Source organism: Micromonospora halophytica (assembly GCF_900090245.1).
Lineage (GTDB): Bacteria > Actinomycetota > Actinomycetes > Mycobacteriales > Micromonosporaceae > Micromonospora > Micromonospora halophytica.
In genome coordinates this window covers 57,792-75,202 of the sequence record NZ_FMDN01000022.1, presented here as the reverse complement: position 1 = coordinate 75,202, position 17,411 = coordinate 57,792, and the positions used below count along the sequence as shown (strand labels likewise).

Here is a 17,411-nt window from a genome sequence, read left to right as displayed (position 1 = left end):
TGGTCGGCCGCCCGGGGTCGCCGGGGCGCCTCCGGACACGCATGATGGAGCCTTCCGACGTATCGACGCGGGAGGCCGGTCATGGACGCAGCCGAGGCACTCGCCCTGCTCATGTCGCCGCCGGGGCGGATCGACCCGTATCCCACCTACGAGCGGTTGCGCGCCCACGGGCCGGTGGCCCAGGCCGGGCCGGTGTTCTTCGCGGTCACCGGCTACGCCGAGGCCGACGCGATCCTGCGTGACCCCCGGTTCGGGGTGATGGACGACGCGTTGCGCGACGAGTTCCTGCCCGGCTGGCGCGACAGCCCCGCCGTCACCTCGATCTCCCGCTCCATGCTGCGTACCAACCCGCCCGACCACAGCCGGATGCGGCGCCTCGCGGCCGGGGCGTTCACCCCGCGCCGGATCGCCGCCATGCGGGACGTGGTGGTCGCCCAGGCGGACGAGCTGGTCGACGGGATGGTCGCGCGGGCCCGCGACGGTGAGCCGGTCGACGTCCTGGCCGAGTTCGCGTACCCGTTGCCGGTCGGGGTGATCTGCGCGCTGCTCGGCGTCCCGGCGGCCGACCGGCCGCTGTTCCGCCGCTGGGCGGCCGACCTGACCGGGGTGCTGGAGCCCGAGATCACCCTTGACGAGCTGGCCGTCGCCGACCGGGGCGCCGCCGAGCTGACCAGCTACTTCGCCGCGCTGGTCGAGGACCGCCGCCGCGCGCCGGCCGACGACCTGACCACCGCGCTGGTGCAGGTGCACGACGCCGACGGTGACCGGCTCTCCGGCGACGAGCTGCTGGCGAACCTGGTCGTGCTGCTGGTCGCCGGCTTCGAGACCACCACCAACCTGCTCGGCAACGGCCTGGTCGTACTGCTCGACCATCCCCGCGCCGCGCAGGCGTTGCGCGAGCACCCCGACCTCGCCCCCGATCACGTCGAGGAACTGCTGCGCTACGACTCGCCGGTGCAGCTCACCACCCGGGTCAACACCGCCCCGGCGACCGTGGGCGGGGTCGACCTGCCGGCCGGCAGCTGGACGCTGCTGCTGCTCGGCGCGGCCAACCGGGACCCGCGGCGCTACCCGCAGCCGGCGCGCTTCGACCCGTGGCGGGCGCAGTCGCACCCGCTGTCGTTCGGGGCCGGGCCGCACTACTGCCTCGGCGCCGGGCTGGCCCGGCTGGAGGCGCAGGTCGCCTTCCCGCTGCTGCTGCGCCGGCTGCCCGGCCTGGCCCTCGCCGGCCGGCCCCGGCACCGGACCCGGCTCACCCTGCGCGGCTACCAGACCCTGCCGGTGATCATCGACACGGAGTCGGCCGCGTCGCATCGCGGTACGCCGGCCGGGACCGCCCCCGGCACTCCGTAGACTGGTACGGCACCCGTCCGCACCGCCGAAGGAGCCACACCGAGTGACCGTCCAGCCCATCCGTCTGTTCGGGGATCCGGTGCTGCGCACGCCGGCCGATCCGGTCGTCGACTTCGACGTCGAGCTGCGTAGGCTCATCGCCGACCTCACCGACACGATGCGCGAGCAGGGCGGCGCCGGCCTGGCCGCGCCGCAGCTCGGGGTGGGCCTGCGGGTGTTCACCTTCGACGTCGACGACGTCCTCGGCCACCTGGTCAACCCGGTGCTGGAGTTCCCCGACTCCGAGGAGCAGGACGGCCCGGAGGGCTGCCTCTCCATCCCCGGGCTCTACTTCGACACCAAGCGCCGGCAGAACGTCGTCGCCAAGGGTTTCAACGGCTACGGCGACCCGCTGCAGATCGTCGGCACCGGGTTGATGGCGCGCTGCGTGCAGCACGAGACCGACCACCTCGACGGCGTGCTCTTCGTCGACCGGCTGGACCCGGCCGGGCGCAAGGAGGCGATGAAGGCCATCCGCCAGGCCGACTGGTACGACCCGGCCGCCCCGCCCACGGTCAAGCTGAACCCGCACGCCGCCGGCAACCCCTTCGGCCTGGGGCGGTGACCCGGATGCGCCTGGTCTTCGCCGGCACGCCGGCCGTCGCCGTCCCCGCCCTGGCCGCCGTGCACGCCTCCGGGCACGACCTGCTGGCCGTGGTCACCCGTCCCGACGCCCCCGCCGGCCGCGGTCGCGGCCTGGTCCGCTCGCCCGTCGGCGCCTGGGCCGACGAGCACGGCGTCGAGGTGCTCACCCCGGCCAGACCCCGGGAGCCGGAGTTCCTCGACCGGCTGCGCGAGCTGGCCCCGGACTGCGTCCCCGTGGTCGCGTACGGCGCGCTGGTGCCGCCGGTCGCCCTGGAGATCCCCCGGCACGGCTGGATCAACCTGCACTTCTCGCTGCTGCCCGCCTGGCGCGGCGCGGCCCCCGTGCAGCACGCCGTGCTGCACGGCGACGAGCTGACCGGCGCCAGCGTCTTCCAGTTGGAGCAGGGGCTGGACACCGGTCCGGTGTACGGCACCCTCACCGACGAGATCCGTCCCACCGACACCTCCGGCGATCTGCTGGAACGGCTGGCCCACTCCGGGGCCGGCCTGCTGGTGGCCGTCCTCGACGCGATCGGGGCGGGGACGGCCCGGGCCGAGCCGCAGCCGGCCGACGGGGTGTCCCTGGCGCCGAAGCTGACCGTGGAGGACGCCCGGGTGCGCTGGAGCGACCCCGCGTTCGCGGTGGACCGGCGGATCCGCGCCTGCACCCCCGCCCCCGGCCCGTGGACGACCTTCCGCGACGAGCGGGTCAAGCTCGGCCCGGCCACCCCGGTGGCGAACGGCCCCGAGCTGAAGCCGGGCGAGCTGCTGGCGGAGAAGTCCCGGGTGCTGGTCGGCACCGCGACGGTGCCGGTGCAGCTCGGTGAGGTCCGGGCGGCGGGCAAGAAGGCCATGTCGGCGAGCGACTGGGCGCGCGGCGCCCGGGTCACCGCCGGCGAGGTGTTCGCGTGACCGCCCCCTCGGACCGTCCCGACAGCTTCCGCTCCGACAGCCCCCGGGGTGACCGGTACGACCGGTCCGCGCCCCGCCGTCCCGACGCCCCGCGCGGCGACCGTCCGGCGGGCGGCGGTTTCCGCGGTGACCGGCCCGGTGGCGGCTGGGCCGGCGTCGACCGACGCGGCGGCCGTCCCGTCCGCCCGGCCGTCGACCTGCCCCGGTACGCCGCCTACCAGGCGATCGCCGCGGTGCACCGGGACGACGCGTACGCCAACCTGGTGCTCCCTTCGATCCTGCGCGAGGAGGGGCTGACCGGCCGGGACGCCGCCTTCGCCACCGAGCTGACCTACGGCACGCTGCGCCACACCGGCACCCTGGACGCGATCGTCACCGACGCGGCCGGCCGGGACGTCGAGCGGATCGACCCGCCGGTACGCGACGCGCTGCGGCTCGGGACGTACCAGCTCCTGCACACCCGGGTGCCGGCGCACGCGGCGGTGTCGTCCACCGTCGACCTGGTCCGCACGGTGGGTCCGGGCGCCACCGGCTTCGCCAACGCGGTGCTGCGCGAGGTGGCCGGCCGCGACGCCGACGCCTGGGTGGCGAAGCTCGCCCCACCGATGGAGACCGACCCGATCGGGCACCTGGCCCTGGCGTACAGCCATCCCCAGTGGATCGTGCGGGCCTTCAACGAGGCGCTCGGCGGCGACCTGGGGGAGACCACCCGGCTGCTGATCGAGGACAACGAGCGGCCCCCGGTGCACCTGTGCGCCCGGCCCGGCCTGGCCGACCCGGTGGAGTTGGCCGACGAGGTGGGCGGCGCGCCCGGCGCGTTCTCCCCGTACGCGGTCTACCTCTCCGGCGGCGCGCCGGGCGACCTGCCGGCGCTGGCGCAGGGCCGGGCGCACGTGCAGGACGAGGGCTCGCAGCTGGTGGCCCACGCCCTGGCCCACGCCCCGCTGGACGGGCCGGACGGGCGGTGGCTCGACCTGTGCGCCGGCCCCGGCGGCAAGTCCGGCCTGCTCGGCGCGCTCGCCGCGCAGCGCGACGCCCGGCTGACCGCCGTCGAGGTGTCCGAGCACCGCGCCCGGCTGGTCGCGCAGGCCGCCCGGGGCCTGCCGGTGAACGTGCTGCACACCGACGGGCGGACGGTCGGCGCCGACCCGAAGCTGCCGGAGGGGCACTTCGACCGGGTGCTGGTGGACGCGCCCTGCACCGGGCTTGGGTCACTGCGCCGACGGCCGGAGTCGCGCTGGCGCCGCCAGCCGTCCGACCTGCCGCCGCTGACCCGGTTGCAGCGGGAACTGCTCACCGCCGCCCTGCGCGCGGCGCGCCCCGGTGGTCTGGTCGCGTACGTGACCTGCTCGCCGCACACGGTGGAGACGCACGTGACGGTCACCGAGGCGGCCCGGCGCGCCGCGGTGCCGGCCGACTTCGTCGACGCCCGTACGCTGCTGCCCGCCGGCATGCCGGGGTTGGGTGACGGCCCGACGGTGCAGCTCTGGCCGCACCGGCACGGCACGGACGCCATGTTCCTGGCGGTGCTGCGCCGGGGCTGAGCCGGCGCGGGCCTTCCGCGACCCATTGAGCTGCCCCGATCGGCTGCTATAGTCCAGCACCACTTGACCTGGGCAGGCCGGACCCCGGTCGATCGGGAGGGGCGATGGAGGTCCGTAGGACCGAACGGTGGGCGGAGTTCGGTCGGGAGTTGCGCAGCTGGCGCCGCCGGGCCGGGCTGACCCAGGGTCAGCTCGGCCTACGGGTCGGCTACCACCACAGCGTGATCAGCAAGGTGGAGAGCGGGCTGCGGGAGCCGCCGATGGGGCTGCCCGCGCGCCTCGACGAGCTGCTGGGGACGGGCGGCACGCTGACCGCGCTGGCCGGGCCGGGTGCCCGACGGCGTCCCGCCCACCTGGCGGTGAACGACCCGACCCTGTTCGCGGTGGTGCCGGGCGCGGACACCACCGACCGGGTCACGCCGCCCGGTGTGCCGGTGTGGCCGCTCCGGCTGCCCGACCGGGGCTTCTCCTGCCCGTTGCACGGCGACGACGGCTGCGCGGTGCCGCCGGTCGGGGACGTCCTGGCGGCACTGGCCCGCCTCGACCGGCGCGATCCGGCGACGCTGCCCGTCGAGCCGGTGCCCGACCTCGTGCACGGGTTGACCGCGCTGCTGCCGGGTTACACGCAGGCGACCGCCGAGAGCGTCTCGACCGAGGCCGTCGGCGCCGTCGAAAGCGTCCTGCACCTGCTGGTGCGGTGGGCCGAGGTGGTCGACGCCGCCGGGCGTTCCCCGCACAGCCTGCTCCGCCTCGCCGCCCACTACGCCCAGTTGGCCGGCCGGTTGCGGATGCAGCGGGGGCAGAGCGTCGTCGGTATGGCCTGGGTCGGGCACGGCCTGCGGTGGGCCGGCGTCTCCGCCGACCGCGTCGCCCAGGCCACCCTGCTCAGCGACTACTGCACGTTGACCCGGCTGGACCGCGACGCCGCGTCGTCGCTGGCGTACGCCCGGGCGCTCGGCGCGGTGGACCCTTCCCGCGGCTGGATGTCGACGCTGTCGCACCTGTACCAGGCCCGGGCGTACGCCCTCGACGGTGACGTGGCCGAGTGCCGGCGCCAGGTCGACCTGGCCCGCCGGCGGCTGTCCCGGATCGACGAACGGGACCGGGCGGAGGCGCCCTGGCTGACCGGCGACGAGGGCGAGCTGCGGGCCGAGTCGTCCATCGGCGGGGCGTTACGTGACCTGGCCGCCCACACCGGGGACCGGGCCACGGCTCGACGGGCGGTCCACGCCACCCAGCGGTCGCTGGCCCACCTGCCGTCGCGGATGCGCCCGACGTACCTGCTGCTCACCCTGCGGCTGGCGGACAGCCACGCCTGTGCGGGGATGCCGGAAGCGGCGGTGGCGGTGGCGGCGCCTGTCGTGGAGGAGGCGCTGCGGACCCGGCGGACCACCATCGTCCACGAGCTGCGCGGCCTGCACGCCCGGTTGCGGGACGGCTGGGGCGACCTGCCGGAGGTCCGTGACCTGGCGGAACGGCTGCGCACCCCGCACCGGTGAGCCGGCCGCGCCCGGCTGCGCGATGTGCCGGATTGTGGCAACTCCGGCCGTCCGCGCCTCAGGGGCGTTGACCGGTCGGCCGGTGGATGTGAATGTCTCCTGGTCCGGGTGCGGACGTGACGTTCCGCTTCGAGTCCCAGCTCGCCCCAACCGCGAGACCGCCGTCCGTGCCCGGGCATTCCCCACCCCGCAGGGGTCCGGCACCCGTCGGCTCAGCGCAGCGGTAGCCCACGGGTGCCGGCACCCTTGAGCGAGCGGGTCGGCGCGCGGTCGTCGAGCCAGAGGAAGCACTGCACGCCGCGGTTGCCGTCGCGCCACTCCCGTTCCCGCGGGTGGTAGAAGATCGAGCCGGCGTGGAAGCGCAGGTTGCCGTCGTCCGGCACCCCGGTGTACGCCGCGAGCAGCCGGAGGCATCCCCGGTGGACCCGCTCGTCGCCCCGGCGGAGCTGGGCGTGGCTGAGGCCGTCGGCCTGCCAGACGCCGACGAACTCGGCGTGGTGCCGGGCGGTGCAGGAGACCGGGACCATCGCCTCGACGTCGCCGCCGGCCACCGTCGGGTTGAAGCAGCCCAGCCGCAGGTCGCCGTCGCCCTTCAGCGCGCCCCGCAGGCTGCCGGTGCGGGGAATCACCCCCGGCTCGTCGAGGCCGCGGATCTCGCTGAGGTCGCACCGGAACCAGCGGGCCCCGCCGCGCCAGGCCGCGGGGGAGGGGAAGACGACGGTGAGGCCGAGCCGGGCGGCGCGCCAGTCGCCGCCGACCGCCCGGCGGACCTCCCGGTCGCACTCGGCGCGGGCGGTGAGCCGCGCCGGGGTGCCGCTCGCCGGCGGGGTGTCCCGCGTCGCGTGGGCCCCGGTCAGTGTGCCGACGTGCATGGTCTCGGTGCGGTGCGACCGTGCGCAGTCGACGGGCTGGTAGCCGCCGAGGTGACCGACGTCCTGCGTGCCCAGGTGGCAGGTCCCGGCGGCGGGGACGACGCGCTGCGGGGCGGCGAGTGCCGGCCAGTCGTCGGTGATGTCCGCGTCCAGCCCGGCCGGGGCGCGGCAGCCGGTCAGCGCGAGGGCCACGAGAAGGCCCACGGCGACCGCCGTCCCGTACCGCCGCATCGCATCCGACCCTTCGCCGCCGTCCGCCCGACCGGCGGTGCCGCCACGGTGCGGCAGCATACGGCACCCGGTCTCAGCTGGCGGGCAGTCCCTTCGGGCCGACGCCACGCATCGACCGGGTCAGCTTCCGGTCGTCGCTCCACAGGAAGCAGCGGATGCCCCGGTCGCCCTCCTGCCACTCCCGCTGCGACGGCGGGTAGAAGATCGACCCGGCCCGGTACGGCAGGTCGGCGTTGTCGGGCACCTCGGCGAAGCTGGCGATCAGTGCCATGCAGCGCCGGTGCACCTGCTGGTTGGCCTTGGTGAACTCCTCCCAACTCATGTCGCGTTCGAGGTACACGCCGACGAACTCGGCCCGGTGCGGCTCGGAGCAGAGCACCGGGGCCATGTAGTTCAGGTTGTCGCCGATGAGCTTCGGGTCGAAGCAGCGGTGGGAGAGCGGGTTGTCGCCGATCATCGCCCCGCGCAGGCTTCCGGTCCGGTTGACCGGGCGGGTGTTGTCGATGCTGTCGGTCTCGCTCAGGTCGCAGCGGTACCACCTCGCGCCGCCGTTCCAGGCCGACACGGAGGGCAGCGCGATGTTCAGGGTCAGCCGCGCGGAGTGCCAGTCACCGCCGAGCACCTCCCGGGCCCGCTGGTCGCACTCGGCCCGCGCCGGGCGCAGCGCCGGCGACCCCGGCTCGGGCCGAGGGCCGCGCTCGGCGGCGCCGGTGAACGCGCCGACGTGGATCGCCTCCGCCAGGTGGCTGCGGGCACAGTCCACCGTGTCGTAGGTGCTGGCCTGCACCACCGCCGTGATCCGCGGTAGGCAGGCGTCCGTGGCGGGCACGAACAACTGGGGTGCGGGCAGCGCCGACCAGTCGTCGATCAGATCGCCGTCGCCCTGGTGCTGCCGGAGGCAGCCGCTCATCGCCACCGTCGCCGCGCCGGCCAGCGCCAGCGCCACGAGCCACCGTCGCATCGTCCGCCCTTTCCGGGAGATGACGGCCGATCATCGCGGCCCGCACGGCGTTGCCCCGCCGGCCGGGCAGCAGATGTGACCGTCCCCGATGGAGTGTTCCCGCGTTTCCGTCGATCGGCCAGTCACGGATGGCCTTTCGTCCGCTTCTCGGGTTCGCGGGGTTCAATCTTGCACCATCGGTCACCCCTGGATCACAGGGTGTTCCCGGTGGAGGCGCGCTGACCGCGACGGGTGGCCGCGTTCGTACACTGACCCGGTGACCGTACCGCCGCCGATCGTCGCGCCCAGCATCCTCGCCGCCGATTTCGCCCGCCTCGCCGAAGAGGTCCGCGCCGTGGAGGGCGCCGCGGACTGGCTGCACGTCGATGTGATGGACAACCACTTCGTGCCGAACCTGACCATCGGGCTGCCGGTGGTGCAGAGCCTGCGGGCGGCCACCCAGATCCCGTTCGACGTACACCTCATGATCACTGACCCTCGTCGCTGGGCCCCCGGCTACGCCGACGCCGGCGCCTACAACGTCACCTTCCACGCCGAGGCCTGCGACGACCCGGTGGCGCTGGCCAAGGACCTCCGCTCGGCCGGGGCGAAGGCCGGGCTGGCCATCGACCGGGACACCCCGATCGAGCCGTACCTGGAGCTGCTGCCGAGCTTCGACACCCTGCTGATCATGACGATCAAGGCCGGCTTCGGCGGGCAGCGGTTCATCCCGCAACTGCTGGAGAAGGTGCGCGCCGCCCGCCGGCACGTCGACAGCGGCCACCTGGAGCTGCGCATCGAGGTCGACGGCGGGATCGCCGCCGACACCATCGAGCAGGCCGCGGCGGCGGGCGCCGACGCGTTCGTCGCCGGCACCGCGGTGTACGGGGCGGCCGATCCGGCGGAGGCGGTCCGCCGCCTGCGAGGGCTCGCGGAGCGCGCGGTCGCCGGGGCCTGACGTGGAGCCGGCCGGCGACCGACCCGACATCATCCTGGTCGTCGACGACGACGAGGACATCGCCCGCTTCGTCGAGTTCAACCTGCGGCTGCACGGCTTCGAGGTGCTGCACGCCTCGGACGGGCAGGAGGCGCTGGAGGTCATCGAGCGGCAACGCCCCGACCTGGCCGTGGTCGATCTGATGATGCCGCGCATCGACGGCCTGGAGCTGACCCGCCGGCTGCGCGCCGACCCGATGACCTCCGCCCTCCCGGTGATCATGCTGACCGCCAAGGGGATGACCCAGGACAAGGTGAACGGCCTCAGCGTCGGCGCGGACGACTACCTGGTCAAGCCCTTCGACACGCTGGAGCTGGTGGCCCGGGTCAATTCGACGCTGCGCCGCAACAAGGAGTTCCGGGAGGTCTCCCCGCTGACCGGGCTGCCCGGCAACAGCCGGATCCGCCGGGAGATCAGCGACCGGGTGCGCAGCGGCGTCGACTACGCGGTCGGCTACGTCGACATCGACCGGTTCAAGAGCGTCAACGACCGGTACGGCTTCGTCCGTGGCGACGAGTTCATCTCCGCGCTCGCCCGCAGCCTGCACCGGGCGGTGGTGTCGATCGGGCTGCCGCCGGCCTTCCTCGGCCATGTCGGTGGGGACGACTTCGTCATAGTCTGCACCCCGGAGCAGGTCCGGCCGCTCACCTCCCGAGCGGTGGTGGACTTCGAGCGGGCCGCCGACAAGCTCTACGACCCCGCCGACGCCGAGCGCGGCTACGTGGAGCTCAAGGACCGCCGGGGAAACGTCCGCAGGGCGCACCTGGTCACCCTCTCCATCGGCGTCTCGCTGTCGGACTCCCGCAAGCGTTTCACCGATCCGCTCGCCGCGATCGCGGTGGCCTCCGAGATGAAGACGGTCGCCAAGAGCCAGCCGGGGTCGTACGTGGCGGTGGACCGCCGGCGCGCGGACGGTGTGTGAAGTAGCACGCTGGGAGTAGCGTGCCCCCCGGCCCGACGTGTAACACTTTCCACGTACCCACCACGCGCTGGCGGGGCTCGGTGAAATTCCGAACCGGCGGTGATCCACGGTCCGACCGTGGTAAGCCCGCGACCCGGACGGCTCAGGCCGCCCGGTGGACCTGGTGAGAGTCCGGGGCCGACGGTTGGCGGCGGGATCGTTCCGCTGCCAGACAGTCCGGATGGGAGACAGCGCGCGGGACGGGGCGGGCCTGCGTGGGCTGTCATCCAGCCACCGCGTGGGCTCCCCGGGGGCGGCCGTGCCGTTCCCGGATCCGCCGCCGCCTGCCCGCGGCACCTCCCGTCGACCGCCCAGCGCGCGGACCGGCGAGTGAGAGGGATGGGCCATGGCCGGCGTCTCCGTCGACGAAGCGATGCGTCGTGCCGTCGCGCTCGCCGCCCGTGGCCTCGGCACCACCAGCCCCAACCCGGTCGTCGGCTGCGTCCTGCTCGATGCGGACGGCACGGTCGTCGGGGAGGGATTCCACGCGTACGCGGGCGGACCGCACGCCGAGATCGTCGCGCTCGCCCAGGCCGGGGAGCGCGCCCGCGGCGGCACCGCCGTGGTCACCCTGGAACCCTGTGACCACACGGGCCGCACCGGCCCCTGCAGCCTCGCGCTGATCCAGGCCGGCGTCGCCCGCGTGGTCATCGCGGTCCCCGACCCCAATCCGGTCGCCTCCGGCGGCGCCGCCACGTTGCGCGCCGCGGGCGTCCAGGTACAGCTCGGGGTACGCGCCGCCGAGGCCGAGGCCGGCAACGTCGCCTGGCTCACCTCGATGCGGCGGGGCTGGCCGTACGTGATCTGGAAGTACGCGGCCACCCTCGACGGCCGGTCCGCCGCCGCCGACGGCACCAGCATGTGGATCACCTCCGAGGCGGCCCGGATCGACGTGCACGCGCTGCGCGGCACGGTCGACGCGGTGATCGCCGGAGTGGGCACCGTGCTCGCCGACGATCCCCGGCTGACCGCCCGCAACCTGCGCGACGGCACGCTGGCCATCCGGCAGCCGCTGCGGGTGGTGGTGGACAGCGCGGGGCGTACCCCTGCCGACGCCCGGGTGCGCGACGGCGCCGCACGGACCTGGATCGCCACCGCCGCCGAGGTCGGCGCCGACCCGGACGGCCGGGTCGATCTGCCGGCGTTGCTGGCCGAGCTGCACCACCGTGGCGTGCGGGCCGCGCTGCTGGAGGGCGGCCCGCGCCTGGCCGGCGCGTTCCTCGCCGCCGGCCTGGTTGACCGGATCGTCGGGTACGTCGCGCCGAAGCTGCTCGGCGCCGGCCCGACCGCGCTGCTCGACGCCGGCGTGACGACCATCGCCGACGCCATCGATCTGGAGATCACCGACGTTGCGCAGGTCGGCCCCGACCTGCGGATCACCGCGCTGCCCCGGAAGAGGGAGGCCTGACATGTTCACCGGCATCGTCGAGGAGTTGGGCGAGGTCGTCCGGACCGCCGACACCGGAGGTGACTGCGCCCTGGTCGCCATCCGGGGCCCGCTGGTCACCTCGGACGCCCGGCACGGCGACTCCATCGCGGTCAACGGCGTCTGTCTCACCGTCGTCGACGTCGACGGCGGGGTGTTCACCGCCGACGTGATGGGGGAGACCCTGCGCCGCTCCGCGCTCGGGGGCCTGCGCCCCGGCGACCCGGTCAACCTGGAGCGGGCCGCCGCGCTGAACAGCCGGCTCGGCGGGCACATCGTGCAGGGCCACGTCGACGGCGTCGGCGAGGTGCTCTCCCGGGAGCCGGCCGAGCAGTGGGAGACCCTGCGCTTCCGGCTCCCCGCCGGCCTGGCCCGGTACGTGGTGGAGAAGGGCTCGATCACCGTCGACGGGGTGTCGCTCACCGTCGCCGAGGTCGGCGACGACTGGTTCGCCGTCGGGCTCATCCCGACCACCCTGAAGCTGACCACCCTCGGCTCCCGGCGCGTCGGCGACCCGGTCAACCTGGAGGTGGACGTGCTCGCCAAGTACGTCGAGCGGCTGCTCGGCGACCGTGTGCCGGGCGGTGCGGTCTGATGGGTGCGCTCGGTTGGCTGCTCGACGCCCAGGTCCAGATCGCCGGCTCGCCGGTGCTGGTCCGGGAGATCGTCGGCAACGTCTTCGGTCTCGCCTCGGCCCTGCTCGGGCTGCGCCGGCTGGTCTGGGCGTGGCCGGTCGGCATCGTCGGCAACGCGCTGCTGTTCACCGTCTTCCTCGGTGGTGTCTTCGCCACCCCGCAGGAGCACGACCTGTACGGCCAGGCCGGCCGGCAGATCTTCTTCTTCGCGGTCAGCCTCTACGGCTGGTGGCGCTGGTCGCGCAACCGGCGTGTCGGGGCAGGTGACGAGCCCGCCGTCACGCCGCGCTGGGCCACCGGCTCGGAACGCCTCGGCCTGCTGGCCGCCGCGGTGCTCGGCACCGCCGTCGCGTACCCGGTGCTCGCCGCGCTGGGTTCCTGGGGCCCGCTGCCGGACGCCTGGATCCTCACCGGCAGCCTGCTCGCCACGTACGGCATGGCGCGCGGCTGGGTGGACTTCTGGCTGATCTGGATCGCCGTCGACGCGGTCGGCGTGCCGCTGCTGCTGCGCGGCGGGTTCTACCCGTCCGCCGCCATGTACCTGGTCTACGGCGCCTTCTGCGTCTGGGGCCTCGTCGCCTGGTGGCGCACCTCACGCGTCGCCCGGGCGGCGCGACCGATCCCGTCCACGTACTCGGAGGCCGTCGCATGACCACGCTCTTCGCCAGTATCGAGCAGGCGGTGGCGGACATCGCCGCCGGCCGGCCCGTCGTCGTGGTCGACGACGAGAACCGGGAGAACGAGGGCGACCTGATCTTCGCCGCCGAACTGGCGACGCCGGAGCTGGTCGCGTTCATGGTCCGCTGGACCTCGGGCTACATCTGCGTGCCGCTGACCGAGTCGGAGTGCGACCGGCTGGACCTGCCGCCGATGCACCACACCAACCAGGACCGGCGCGGCACCGCGTACACGGTGACCGTCGACGCCCGGGAGGGGGTCAGCACCGGCATCTCCGCCGCCGACCGGGCGCACACCATCCGGCTGCTCGCCGACCCGGCCACCGACCCGACCGACCTGTCCCGCCCCGGGCACGTGGTGCCGCTGCGGGCCCGCGAGGGTGGTGTGCTGCGTCGTGCCGGGCACACCGAGGCGGCCGTCGACCTGACCCGGCTCGCCGGGCTGCGTCCGGCCGGCGTGCTCTGCGAGATGGTCAACGACGACGGCACCATGATGCGGATGCCGGACCTGGAGAAGTTCTGCGCCGAGCACTCGCTGACCCTGGTCACCATCGCCGACCTGGTGGCGTACCGGCGGCGGCACGAGAAGCAGGTCGAGCAGGTCGCCGACGCGCGGATGCCCACCCCGTACGGGGTGTTCCGGGCGCTGGGTTACCGGGCCGAGCACGACTCGGCCGAGCATGTCGCGATGGTCTACGGCGACCTCGGCGACGGGCAGGACGTGCTGGTCCGGGTGCACTCGGAGTGCCTGACCGGGGACGTGTTCGGCTCGCTGCGCTGCGACTGCGGACCGCAGTTGCAGGCCGGGCTGGCCCGGGTCGCCCGGGAGGGGCGCGGTGTGGTGCTCTACGTGCGCGGGCACGAGGGGCGGGGGATCGGCCTGCTGCACAAGCTGCAGGCGTACCAGCTCCAGGACCAGGGCCGCGACACCGTGGACGCCAACCTTGACCTGGGCCTGCCGGCCGACGCCCGGGACTACGGCACCGGCGCGCAGATCCTCTACGACCTGGGCGTACGGTCGATGCGGCTGCTCACCAACAACCCGGCCAAGCGGGCCGGGCTGGAGGGGTACGGCCTCACTGTCACCGGTCGCGAGGGACTGCCGATCCGGCCGCACCCGGAGAACGTGCGCTACCTGCGGACCAAGCGGGACCGGATGGGCCACCTGCTGGACGAGTTGGACGAGGTGACCGAGGCCCCGATGGGCCGCCCGGTCCCCGGAGACGAGATCGGAGCGTAGACATGGCGGGATTCGGCGAGCCCGGAGTGACCACGGTGGACGCCGCCGGGATGACGGTGGGCGTGGTCGCGGCGCGCTGGCACGGCGACCTGACCGACCACATGCTCGACCGGGCGGTCGCGGCGGCCGAGGCGTGCGGCGCGCGCGCCGTGGTCGCCCGGGTCGCCGGCTCGGTGGAGCTGCCGGTGGTGGCGCAGGCCCTGGCCCGCCGCTGTGACGTGGTGGTCGCCCTCGGCGTGGTGGTACGCGGCGCGACCGCCCACTTCGACTACGTCTGCCGGTCGGTGACCGACGGGCTCACCCGGGTGGCCCTGGACGAGGGGAAGCCGGTGGCGCACGGGGTGCTCACCGTCGACACCATCGAGCAGGCCCGGGACCGGGCCGGGTTGCCCGGCTCGGCGGAGGACAAGGGCTGGGCGGCCACCGTCGCGGCCCTCGACGCCGCCCTGGTCGTCCGGAGCCTGGCGGCCAACGGCCACCGGGTCGGCTTCGGCGGCTGACCCTCGCCCCACCTTCCCGCCCGACCCCACGGCCCGGCCGGGGCGACTCGGGTGTGATCGACTCCGTTCCGCCGAGATGGCGGTGTCCGGCGCACTGTGACACCGCCATCTCGGCGCCATGGAGTGGATCTCCGGGCCGGTGGCAGTCGGGGCGGCCAAGAGGCGTCGGCCCGTGGTTGCTCGGCGACTCGACCCGCGGGTACGCCCCCGACCTGCGCGGCTTCGGCGCGACCGAGCGCCCCGGCCGGTACGGCCTGGAGCTGATGCGCGACGACGTGCAGGCCCTGCTCGACGCCCTCGGGCTGGACCGGGTCACCGTGGTCGGCCACTCGCTCGGCGCGGACCGGACCCCGGGGGCGACGGCCCCGGGCCGTGGGTCACAGCCGGCCGGCCTCGATGATCCGCCTGAGGAACTGCCGGGTGCGCGGCTGCGTCGGCTCGCCCAGCACCTGCCCCGGCGGCCCGGCCTCGACCACCCGGCCGGAGTCGAGGAAGCAGACCTGGTCGGCGACCTCCCGGGCGAAGCCCATCTCGTGGGTGGCCAGCACCATCGTCATCCCGTCGGCCTTGAGGTCGCGGATCATGGCCAGCACCTCCCCGACCAGCTCCGGGTCGAGCGCGGAGGTGACCTCGTCCAGCAGCATCAGCCGGGGCTGGTTGGCCAGCGCCCGGACGATCGCCACCCGCTGCTGCTGCCCGCCGGAGAGCCGGTCCGGGTAGGCGTCCGCCTTCGCGCCCAACCCGACCCGGTCGAGCAGGTCCCGCGCCTGGGCCTCGGCGTCGGCCCGGGCCCGCCGGTGCACCCGGCGCGGGGCCAGGGTGACGTTCTGCAGCACGGTCAGGTGCGGGAAGAGATTGTACGACTGGAAGACCATCCCGATCCGGCGGCGTACCCGGTCCGGATCGACCCGGGGGTCGGAGATCTCCTCGCCGTCCAGCTCGATGGTTCCGTCGTCCAGTTCCTCCAGCAGGTTGACGCAGCGCAGCAGGGTCGACTTGCCCGACCCGGACGCCCCGATCAACGCCACCACCTGGTGCTCGGCGACGGTCAGGTCGAGACCGTCGAGCACGACGTGGCCGCCGAACTCCTTGCGTAGCCCTCGACAGGTCAGCACCGCCACCTCAGCCTCCGGACTGGCGTCGGGCGGCGCGCAGCGTCACCCAGTCGGTGACGGCGATCAGCGGGATCGCGAGCAGCACGAACAGCACCCCGGCCAGGATGTAGGGGGTGTAGTTGAAGGTCTGCGCGGTGGCGATCTGCGCGGCGCGCACGGCGTCGATCGGCCCGGCGAGGGAGACCAGCCCCACGTCCTTCTGCAACGCCACCACGTCGTTGAGCAGCGGCGGGGCGACCCGCCGGACGGCCTGCGGCAGGACGACGTGGCGCATGGTCTGCCGGTACGTCAGGCCCAGCGACCGGGCCGCGGCGAGCTGGCTGGGGTGGATCGACTCGATGCCGGCCCGGAACACCTCCGCCAGGTAGCCGCCGTAGGTGAGCACGAGCGCGAGCCCGCCGAGCACCAGCACCGGCGGCATGCCCTGCAGCCGCAGCCCGGGCACGCCGAGGGTCAGCACGTAGAGCACGATGATCAGCGGCAGCCCGCGGAAGGTGTACGTGTAGCCGGCGGCGAGCGCCCGGACCGGGAAGAAGACCGGGCCGCGCAGCGTGCGCAGGAGCGCGACCAGCAGCCCGAGCAGCAGCGCGCCGGCCGCGCACAAGACCAGCAGGCGGATGTTCAACCACAGCCCGGACAGCACCGCCGGCAGGGCGTCACGGGCGATCGCCGGGTCCAGGAACGACTCGCGTACCCGGTCCCAGCCGGGCGCGCCGGTGACGGCGAGCACCAGCAGCGTGCCGAGCGTCGCCGTGGAGGCGGCGGCGACCAGCACGCTGCGCACCGTCTGCCGGCGCCGGTACGCGGCCCGCCGCCGCTGCGCCGCCGAGGGGGTGTACGCGAGCAGGCTCACGTCAGCTCGGCCGCTCCCGCCACCTGGGCGAGCCACTTCTGCTCCAGCTGCTTCAGCGTGCCGGACTCGCCGAGCTGGCTGATCGCCGCGTTGACGCACGGGGTGAGCGGGGATCCCTTGTCGAGCAGCAACCCGAACGTCTCGGGCGCGCCCACCTGCGGCACCTGGCCCACGATGGTGGCGTCGGTGATCTCGGCGGAGGTGATGTAGAAGGCGGTCGGCAGGTCCACGACCAGGCCGTCGAGCTGGCCGTTCTGCAGCGCCTTCTTGGCGTCGTCGTTGCTGTTGTAGACCTGCGGCTGCACGGTCGGCCTGATCAGGTCGGTGATCGCCTGGTAGCTGGTGGTGCCGACCTGGGCGCCGAGCTTGGCGTCGCGCAGTTCGGCCAGGCTCCTCCTCCCGGCGATCTTCGAGGACTTGAGTGCGATCACGGTCTGCCGCACCAGGTAGTAGGGCGCGGAGAAGTCGACCGCCCGCTTGCGCTCCTCGGTGACGGAGAACTGGTTGATGTCGAAGTCGAAGCTCTTCGGGCCGGGGGCGATGGCCGCGTCGAACTTCACCCGGGTCCAGGTGACGTCCCCGCGGGCGTACCCGAGTTCGTCGGCCACCGCGTACGCGACGGCGGCCTCGAAGCCCTCGCCGCTCTCCGGCCTGTTCCCCTTGAACCACGGCTCGTACGCGGGCTCGTCGGTGGCGATGGTGAGCTTGCCCGGGGTCCGGGTGGGCAGGCTCTCCTTCGTGCAGGAGGCGGTGGCGGCGCTGGTGGGGGAGGCGGTGGTCCTCTTGTCGTCCTGTGGGGCGCACCCGGTCACCGCGACGGCGGCGGCGGTGGCGGCGGTGAGCGCGAGGACACGGAAGCGGGTGCTGGCCATGGCGGACAGCGTAGGGCGGGCCGCGACGACCTTGAAGGCTGTCCCACCACTCAGATAGGAGATCGATGCCTGATCGTGCCCGACGGCGTGGCGGCGGGCCCGCCGCGGTGGTCGATCGGCCGGGTCGTCCCGAGGTACGGGAGGCGTGGGCAAGATGACG

17 protein-coding genes, 1 pseudogene and 1 riboswitch are annotated in these 17,411 nt (G+C 74.3%); of the genes and pseudogenes, 13 read left to right on the top strand and 5 right to left on the bottom strand.

The window, feature by feature from the left end:
• The first annotated feature begins 81 nt into the window (after positions 1–81).
• The 5 genes from GA0070560_RS23305 to GA0070560_RS23285 all read left to right on the top strand — a co-directional run bounded on the left by GA0070560_RS23305 (position 82) and on the right by GA0070560_RS23285 (position 5,932).
• On the top strand, positions 82–1,353 hold the full coding sequence (locus GA0070560_RS23305) for a cytochrome P450 (RefSeq protein WP_091301449.1): 1,272 nt from the start codon (positions 82–84) through the stop codon (positions 1,351–1,353).
• 43 nt (positions 1,354–1,396) lie between these two features.
• Positions 1,397–1,957, top strand: coding sequence for a peptide deformylase (gene def, locus GA0070560_RS23300; protein WP_091301446.1), 561 nt, complete (start codon positions 1,397–1,399; stop codon positions 1,955–1,957).
• A gap of 5 nt (positions 1,958–1,962) precedes the next feature.
• A complete protein-coding gene (fmt, locus tag GA0070560_RS23295; RefSeq protein WP_091301444.1) occupies positions 1,963–2,889 on the top strand; it encodes a methionyl-tRNA formyltransferase in 927 nt (308 codons plus the stop codon).
• Positions 2,886–4,433, top strand: a complete 1,548-nt coding sequence (locus GA0070560_RS23290; protein WP_091301442.1) for an RsmB/NOP family class I SAM-dependent RNA methyltransferase — start codon at positions 2,886–2,888, stop codon at positions 4,431–4,433. The genes fmt and GA0070560_RS23290 overlap by 4 nt, the downstream gene beginning before the upstream one ends.
• A 104-nt stretch (positions 4,434–4,537) precedes the next feature.
• Positions 4,538–5,932, top strand: coding sequence for a helix-turn-helix domain-containing protein (locus GA0070560_RS23285; RefSeq protein ID WP_091301439.1), 1,395 nt, complete (start codon positions 4,538–4,540; stop codon positions 5,930–5,932).
• Between the two features lie 212 nt (positions 5,933–6,144).
• On the opposite strand, the gene GA0070560_RS23280 is transcribed toward GA0070560_RS23285, so the two are convergent.
• Together GA0070560_RS23280 and GA0070560_RS23275 are read right to left on the bottom strand one after the other, a co-directional pair.
• A complete protein-coding gene (locus GA0070560_RS23280; protein ID WP_091301498.1) occupies positions 6,145–7,035 on the bottom strand; it encodes a septum formation family protein in 891 nt (296 codons plus the stop codon).
• A gap of 73 nt (positions 7,036–7,108) precedes the next feature.
• Positions 7,109–7,996 (bottom strand): septum formation family protein, encoded by an 888-nt coding sequence (locus GA0070560_RS23275; RefSeq protein WP_091301437.1) that lies wholly within the window; start codon positions 7,994–7,996, stop codon positions 7,109–7,111.
• 256 nt (positions 7,997–8,252) lie between these two features.
• Between GA0070560_RS23275 and rpe the strand changes: the two genes are divergently transcribed.
• From rpe to GA0070560_RS23235, 8 genes and pseudogenes are all read left to right on the top strand, one after another.
• Positions 8,253–8,933: a ribulose-phosphate 3-epimerase gene (gene rpe, locus GA0070560_RS23270; RefSeq protein WP_088978499.1), complete on the top strand. Its 681-nt coding sequence runs from the start codon at positions 8,253–8,255 to the stop codon at positions 8,931–8,933.
• A gap of 1 nt (position 8,934) precedes the next feature.
• Positions 8,935–9,894 (top strand): response regulator, encoded by a 960-nt coding sequence (locus GA0070560_RS23265; protein WP_091301435.1) that lies wholly within the window; start codon positions 8,935–8,937, stop codon positions 9,892–9,894.
• Positions 9,895–9,956: 62 nt separating this feature from the next.
• Positions 9,957–10,130: riboswitch (FMN riboswitch) on the top strand.
• Between the two features lie 149 nt (positions 10,131–10,279).
• Complete coding sequence (gene ribD, locus GA0070560_RS23260) at positions 10,280–11,341, top strand: bifunctional diaminohydroxyphosphoribosylaminopyrimidine deaminase/5-amino-6-(5-phosphoribosylamino)uracil reductase RibD (RefSeq protein WP_091301432.1); 1,062 nt, start codon at positions 10,280–10,282, stop codon at positions 11,339–11,341.
• A gap of 1 nt (position 11,342) precedes the next feature.
• Positions 11,343–11,954, top strand: a complete 612-nt coding sequence (locus GA0070560_RS23255) for a riboflavin synthase (protein WP_091301430.1) — start codon at positions 11,343–11,345, stop codon at positions 11,952–11,954.
• Entirely contained in the window at positions 11,954–12,646 is a 693-nt protein-coding gene (pnuC, locus tag GA0070560_RS23250; RefSeq protein ID WP_091301428.1) for a nicotinamide riboside transporter PnuC, read from the top strand. Before GA0070560_RS23255 ends, pnuC begins: the two co-directional genes overlap by 1 nt.
• Positions 12,643–13,911: a bifunctional 3,4-dihydroxy-2-butanone-4-phosphate synthase/GTP cyclohydrolase II gene (locus tag GA0070560_RS23245; RefSeq protein WP_091301426.1), complete on the top strand. Its 1,269-nt coding sequence runs from the start codon at positions 12,643–12,645 to the stop codon at positions 13,909–13,911. Before pnuC ends, GA0070560_RS23245 begins: the two co-directional genes overlap by 4 nt.
• A 2-nt stretch (positions 13,912–13,913) precedes the next feature.
• Positions 13,914–14,411: a 6,7-dimethyl-8-ribityllumazine synthase gene (gene ribH, locus GA0070560_RS23240; protein ID WP_091301423.1), complete on the top strand. Its 498-nt coding sequence runs from the start codon at positions 13,914–13,916 to the stop codon at positions 14,409–14,411.
• Between the two features lie 53 nt (positions 14,412–14,464).
• Positions 14,465–14,740, top strand: a pseudogene (locus GA0070560_RS23235) (alpha/beta fold hydrolase); the annotation flags it as partial.
• Between the two features lie 48 nt (positions 14,741–14,788).
• Here GA0070560_RS23235 and GA0070560_RS23230 read toward each other — a convergent pair.
• From GA0070560_RS23230 to GA0070560_RS23220, 3 genes are read right to left on the bottom strand one after another with little or no spacing between them, the layout of a single operon-like run.
• Positions 14,789–15,532, bottom strand: coding sequence for an amino acid ABC transporter ATP-binding protein (locus GA0070560_RS23230; RefSeq protein ID WP_091301421.1), 744 nt, complete (start codon positions 15,530–15,532; stop codon positions 14,789–14,791).
• Between the two features lies 1 nt (position 15,533).
• Entirely contained in the window at positions 15,534–16,379 is an 846-nt protein-coding gene (locus GA0070560_RS23225; protein ID WP_091301419.1) for an amino acid ABC transporter permease, read from the bottom strand.
• On the bottom strand, positions 16,376–17,251 hold the full coding sequence (locus tag GA0070560_RS23220) for an ABC transporter substrate-binding protein (protein WP_091301417.1): 876 nt from the start codon (positions 17,249–17,251) through the stop codon (positions 16,376–16,378). Before GA0070560_RS23220 ends, GA0070560_RS23225 begins: the two co-directional genes overlap by 4 nt.
• Between the last annotated feature and the right edge of the window lie 160 nt (positions 17,252–17,411).

Excerpts from the sequence above, each read along its gene's own strand:
- GA0070560_RS23305 (WP_091301449.1), top strand. The coding sequence starts at position 82 with ATGGACGCAGCCGAGGCACTCGCCCTGCTCATGTCGCCGCCGGGGCGG.
- fmt (WP_091301444.1), top strand. The coding sequence starts at position 1,963 with ATGCGCCTGGTCTTCGCCGGCACGCCGGCCGTCGCCGTCCCCGCCCTG.
- GA0070560_RS23285 (WP_091301439.1), top strand. The coding sequence starts at position 4,538 with ATGGAGGTCCGTAGGACCGAACGGTGGGCGGAGTTCGGTCGGGAGTTG.
- GA0070560_RS23280 (WP_091301498.1), bottom strand. The coding sequence starts at position 7,035 with ATGCGGCGGTACGGGACGGCGGTCGCCGTGGGCCTTCTCGTGGCCCTC.
- GA0070560_RS23275 (WP_091301437.1), bottom strand. The coding sequence starts at position 7,996 with ATGCGACGGTGGCTCGTGGCGCTGGCGCTGGCCGGCGCGGCGACGGTG.
- ribD (WP_091301432.1), top strand. The coding sequence starts at position 10,280 with ATGGCCGGCGTCTCCGTCGACGAAGCGATGCGTCGTGCCGTCGCGCTC.
- GA0070560_RS23255 (WP_091301430.1), top strand. The coding sequence starts at position 11,343 with ATGTTCACCGGCATCGTCGAGGAGTTGGGCGAGGTCGTCCGGACCGCC.
- pnuC (WP_091301428.1), top strand. The coding sequence starts at position 11,954 with ATGGGTGCGCTCGGTTGGCTGCTCGACGCCCAGGTCCAGATCGCCGGC.
- GA0070560_RS23245 (WP_091301426.1), top strand. The coding sequence starts at position 12,643 with ATGACCACGCTCTTCGCCAGTATCGAGCAGGCGGTGGCGGACATCGCC.
- ribH (WP_091301423.1), top strand. The coding sequence starts at position 13,914 with ATGGCGGGATTCGGCGAGCCCGGAGTGACCACGGTGGACGCCGCCGGG.
- GA0070560_RS23220 (WP_091301417.1), bottom strand. The coding sequence starts at position 17,251 with ATGGCCAGCACCCGCTTCCGTGTCCTCGCGCTCACCGCCGCCACCGCC.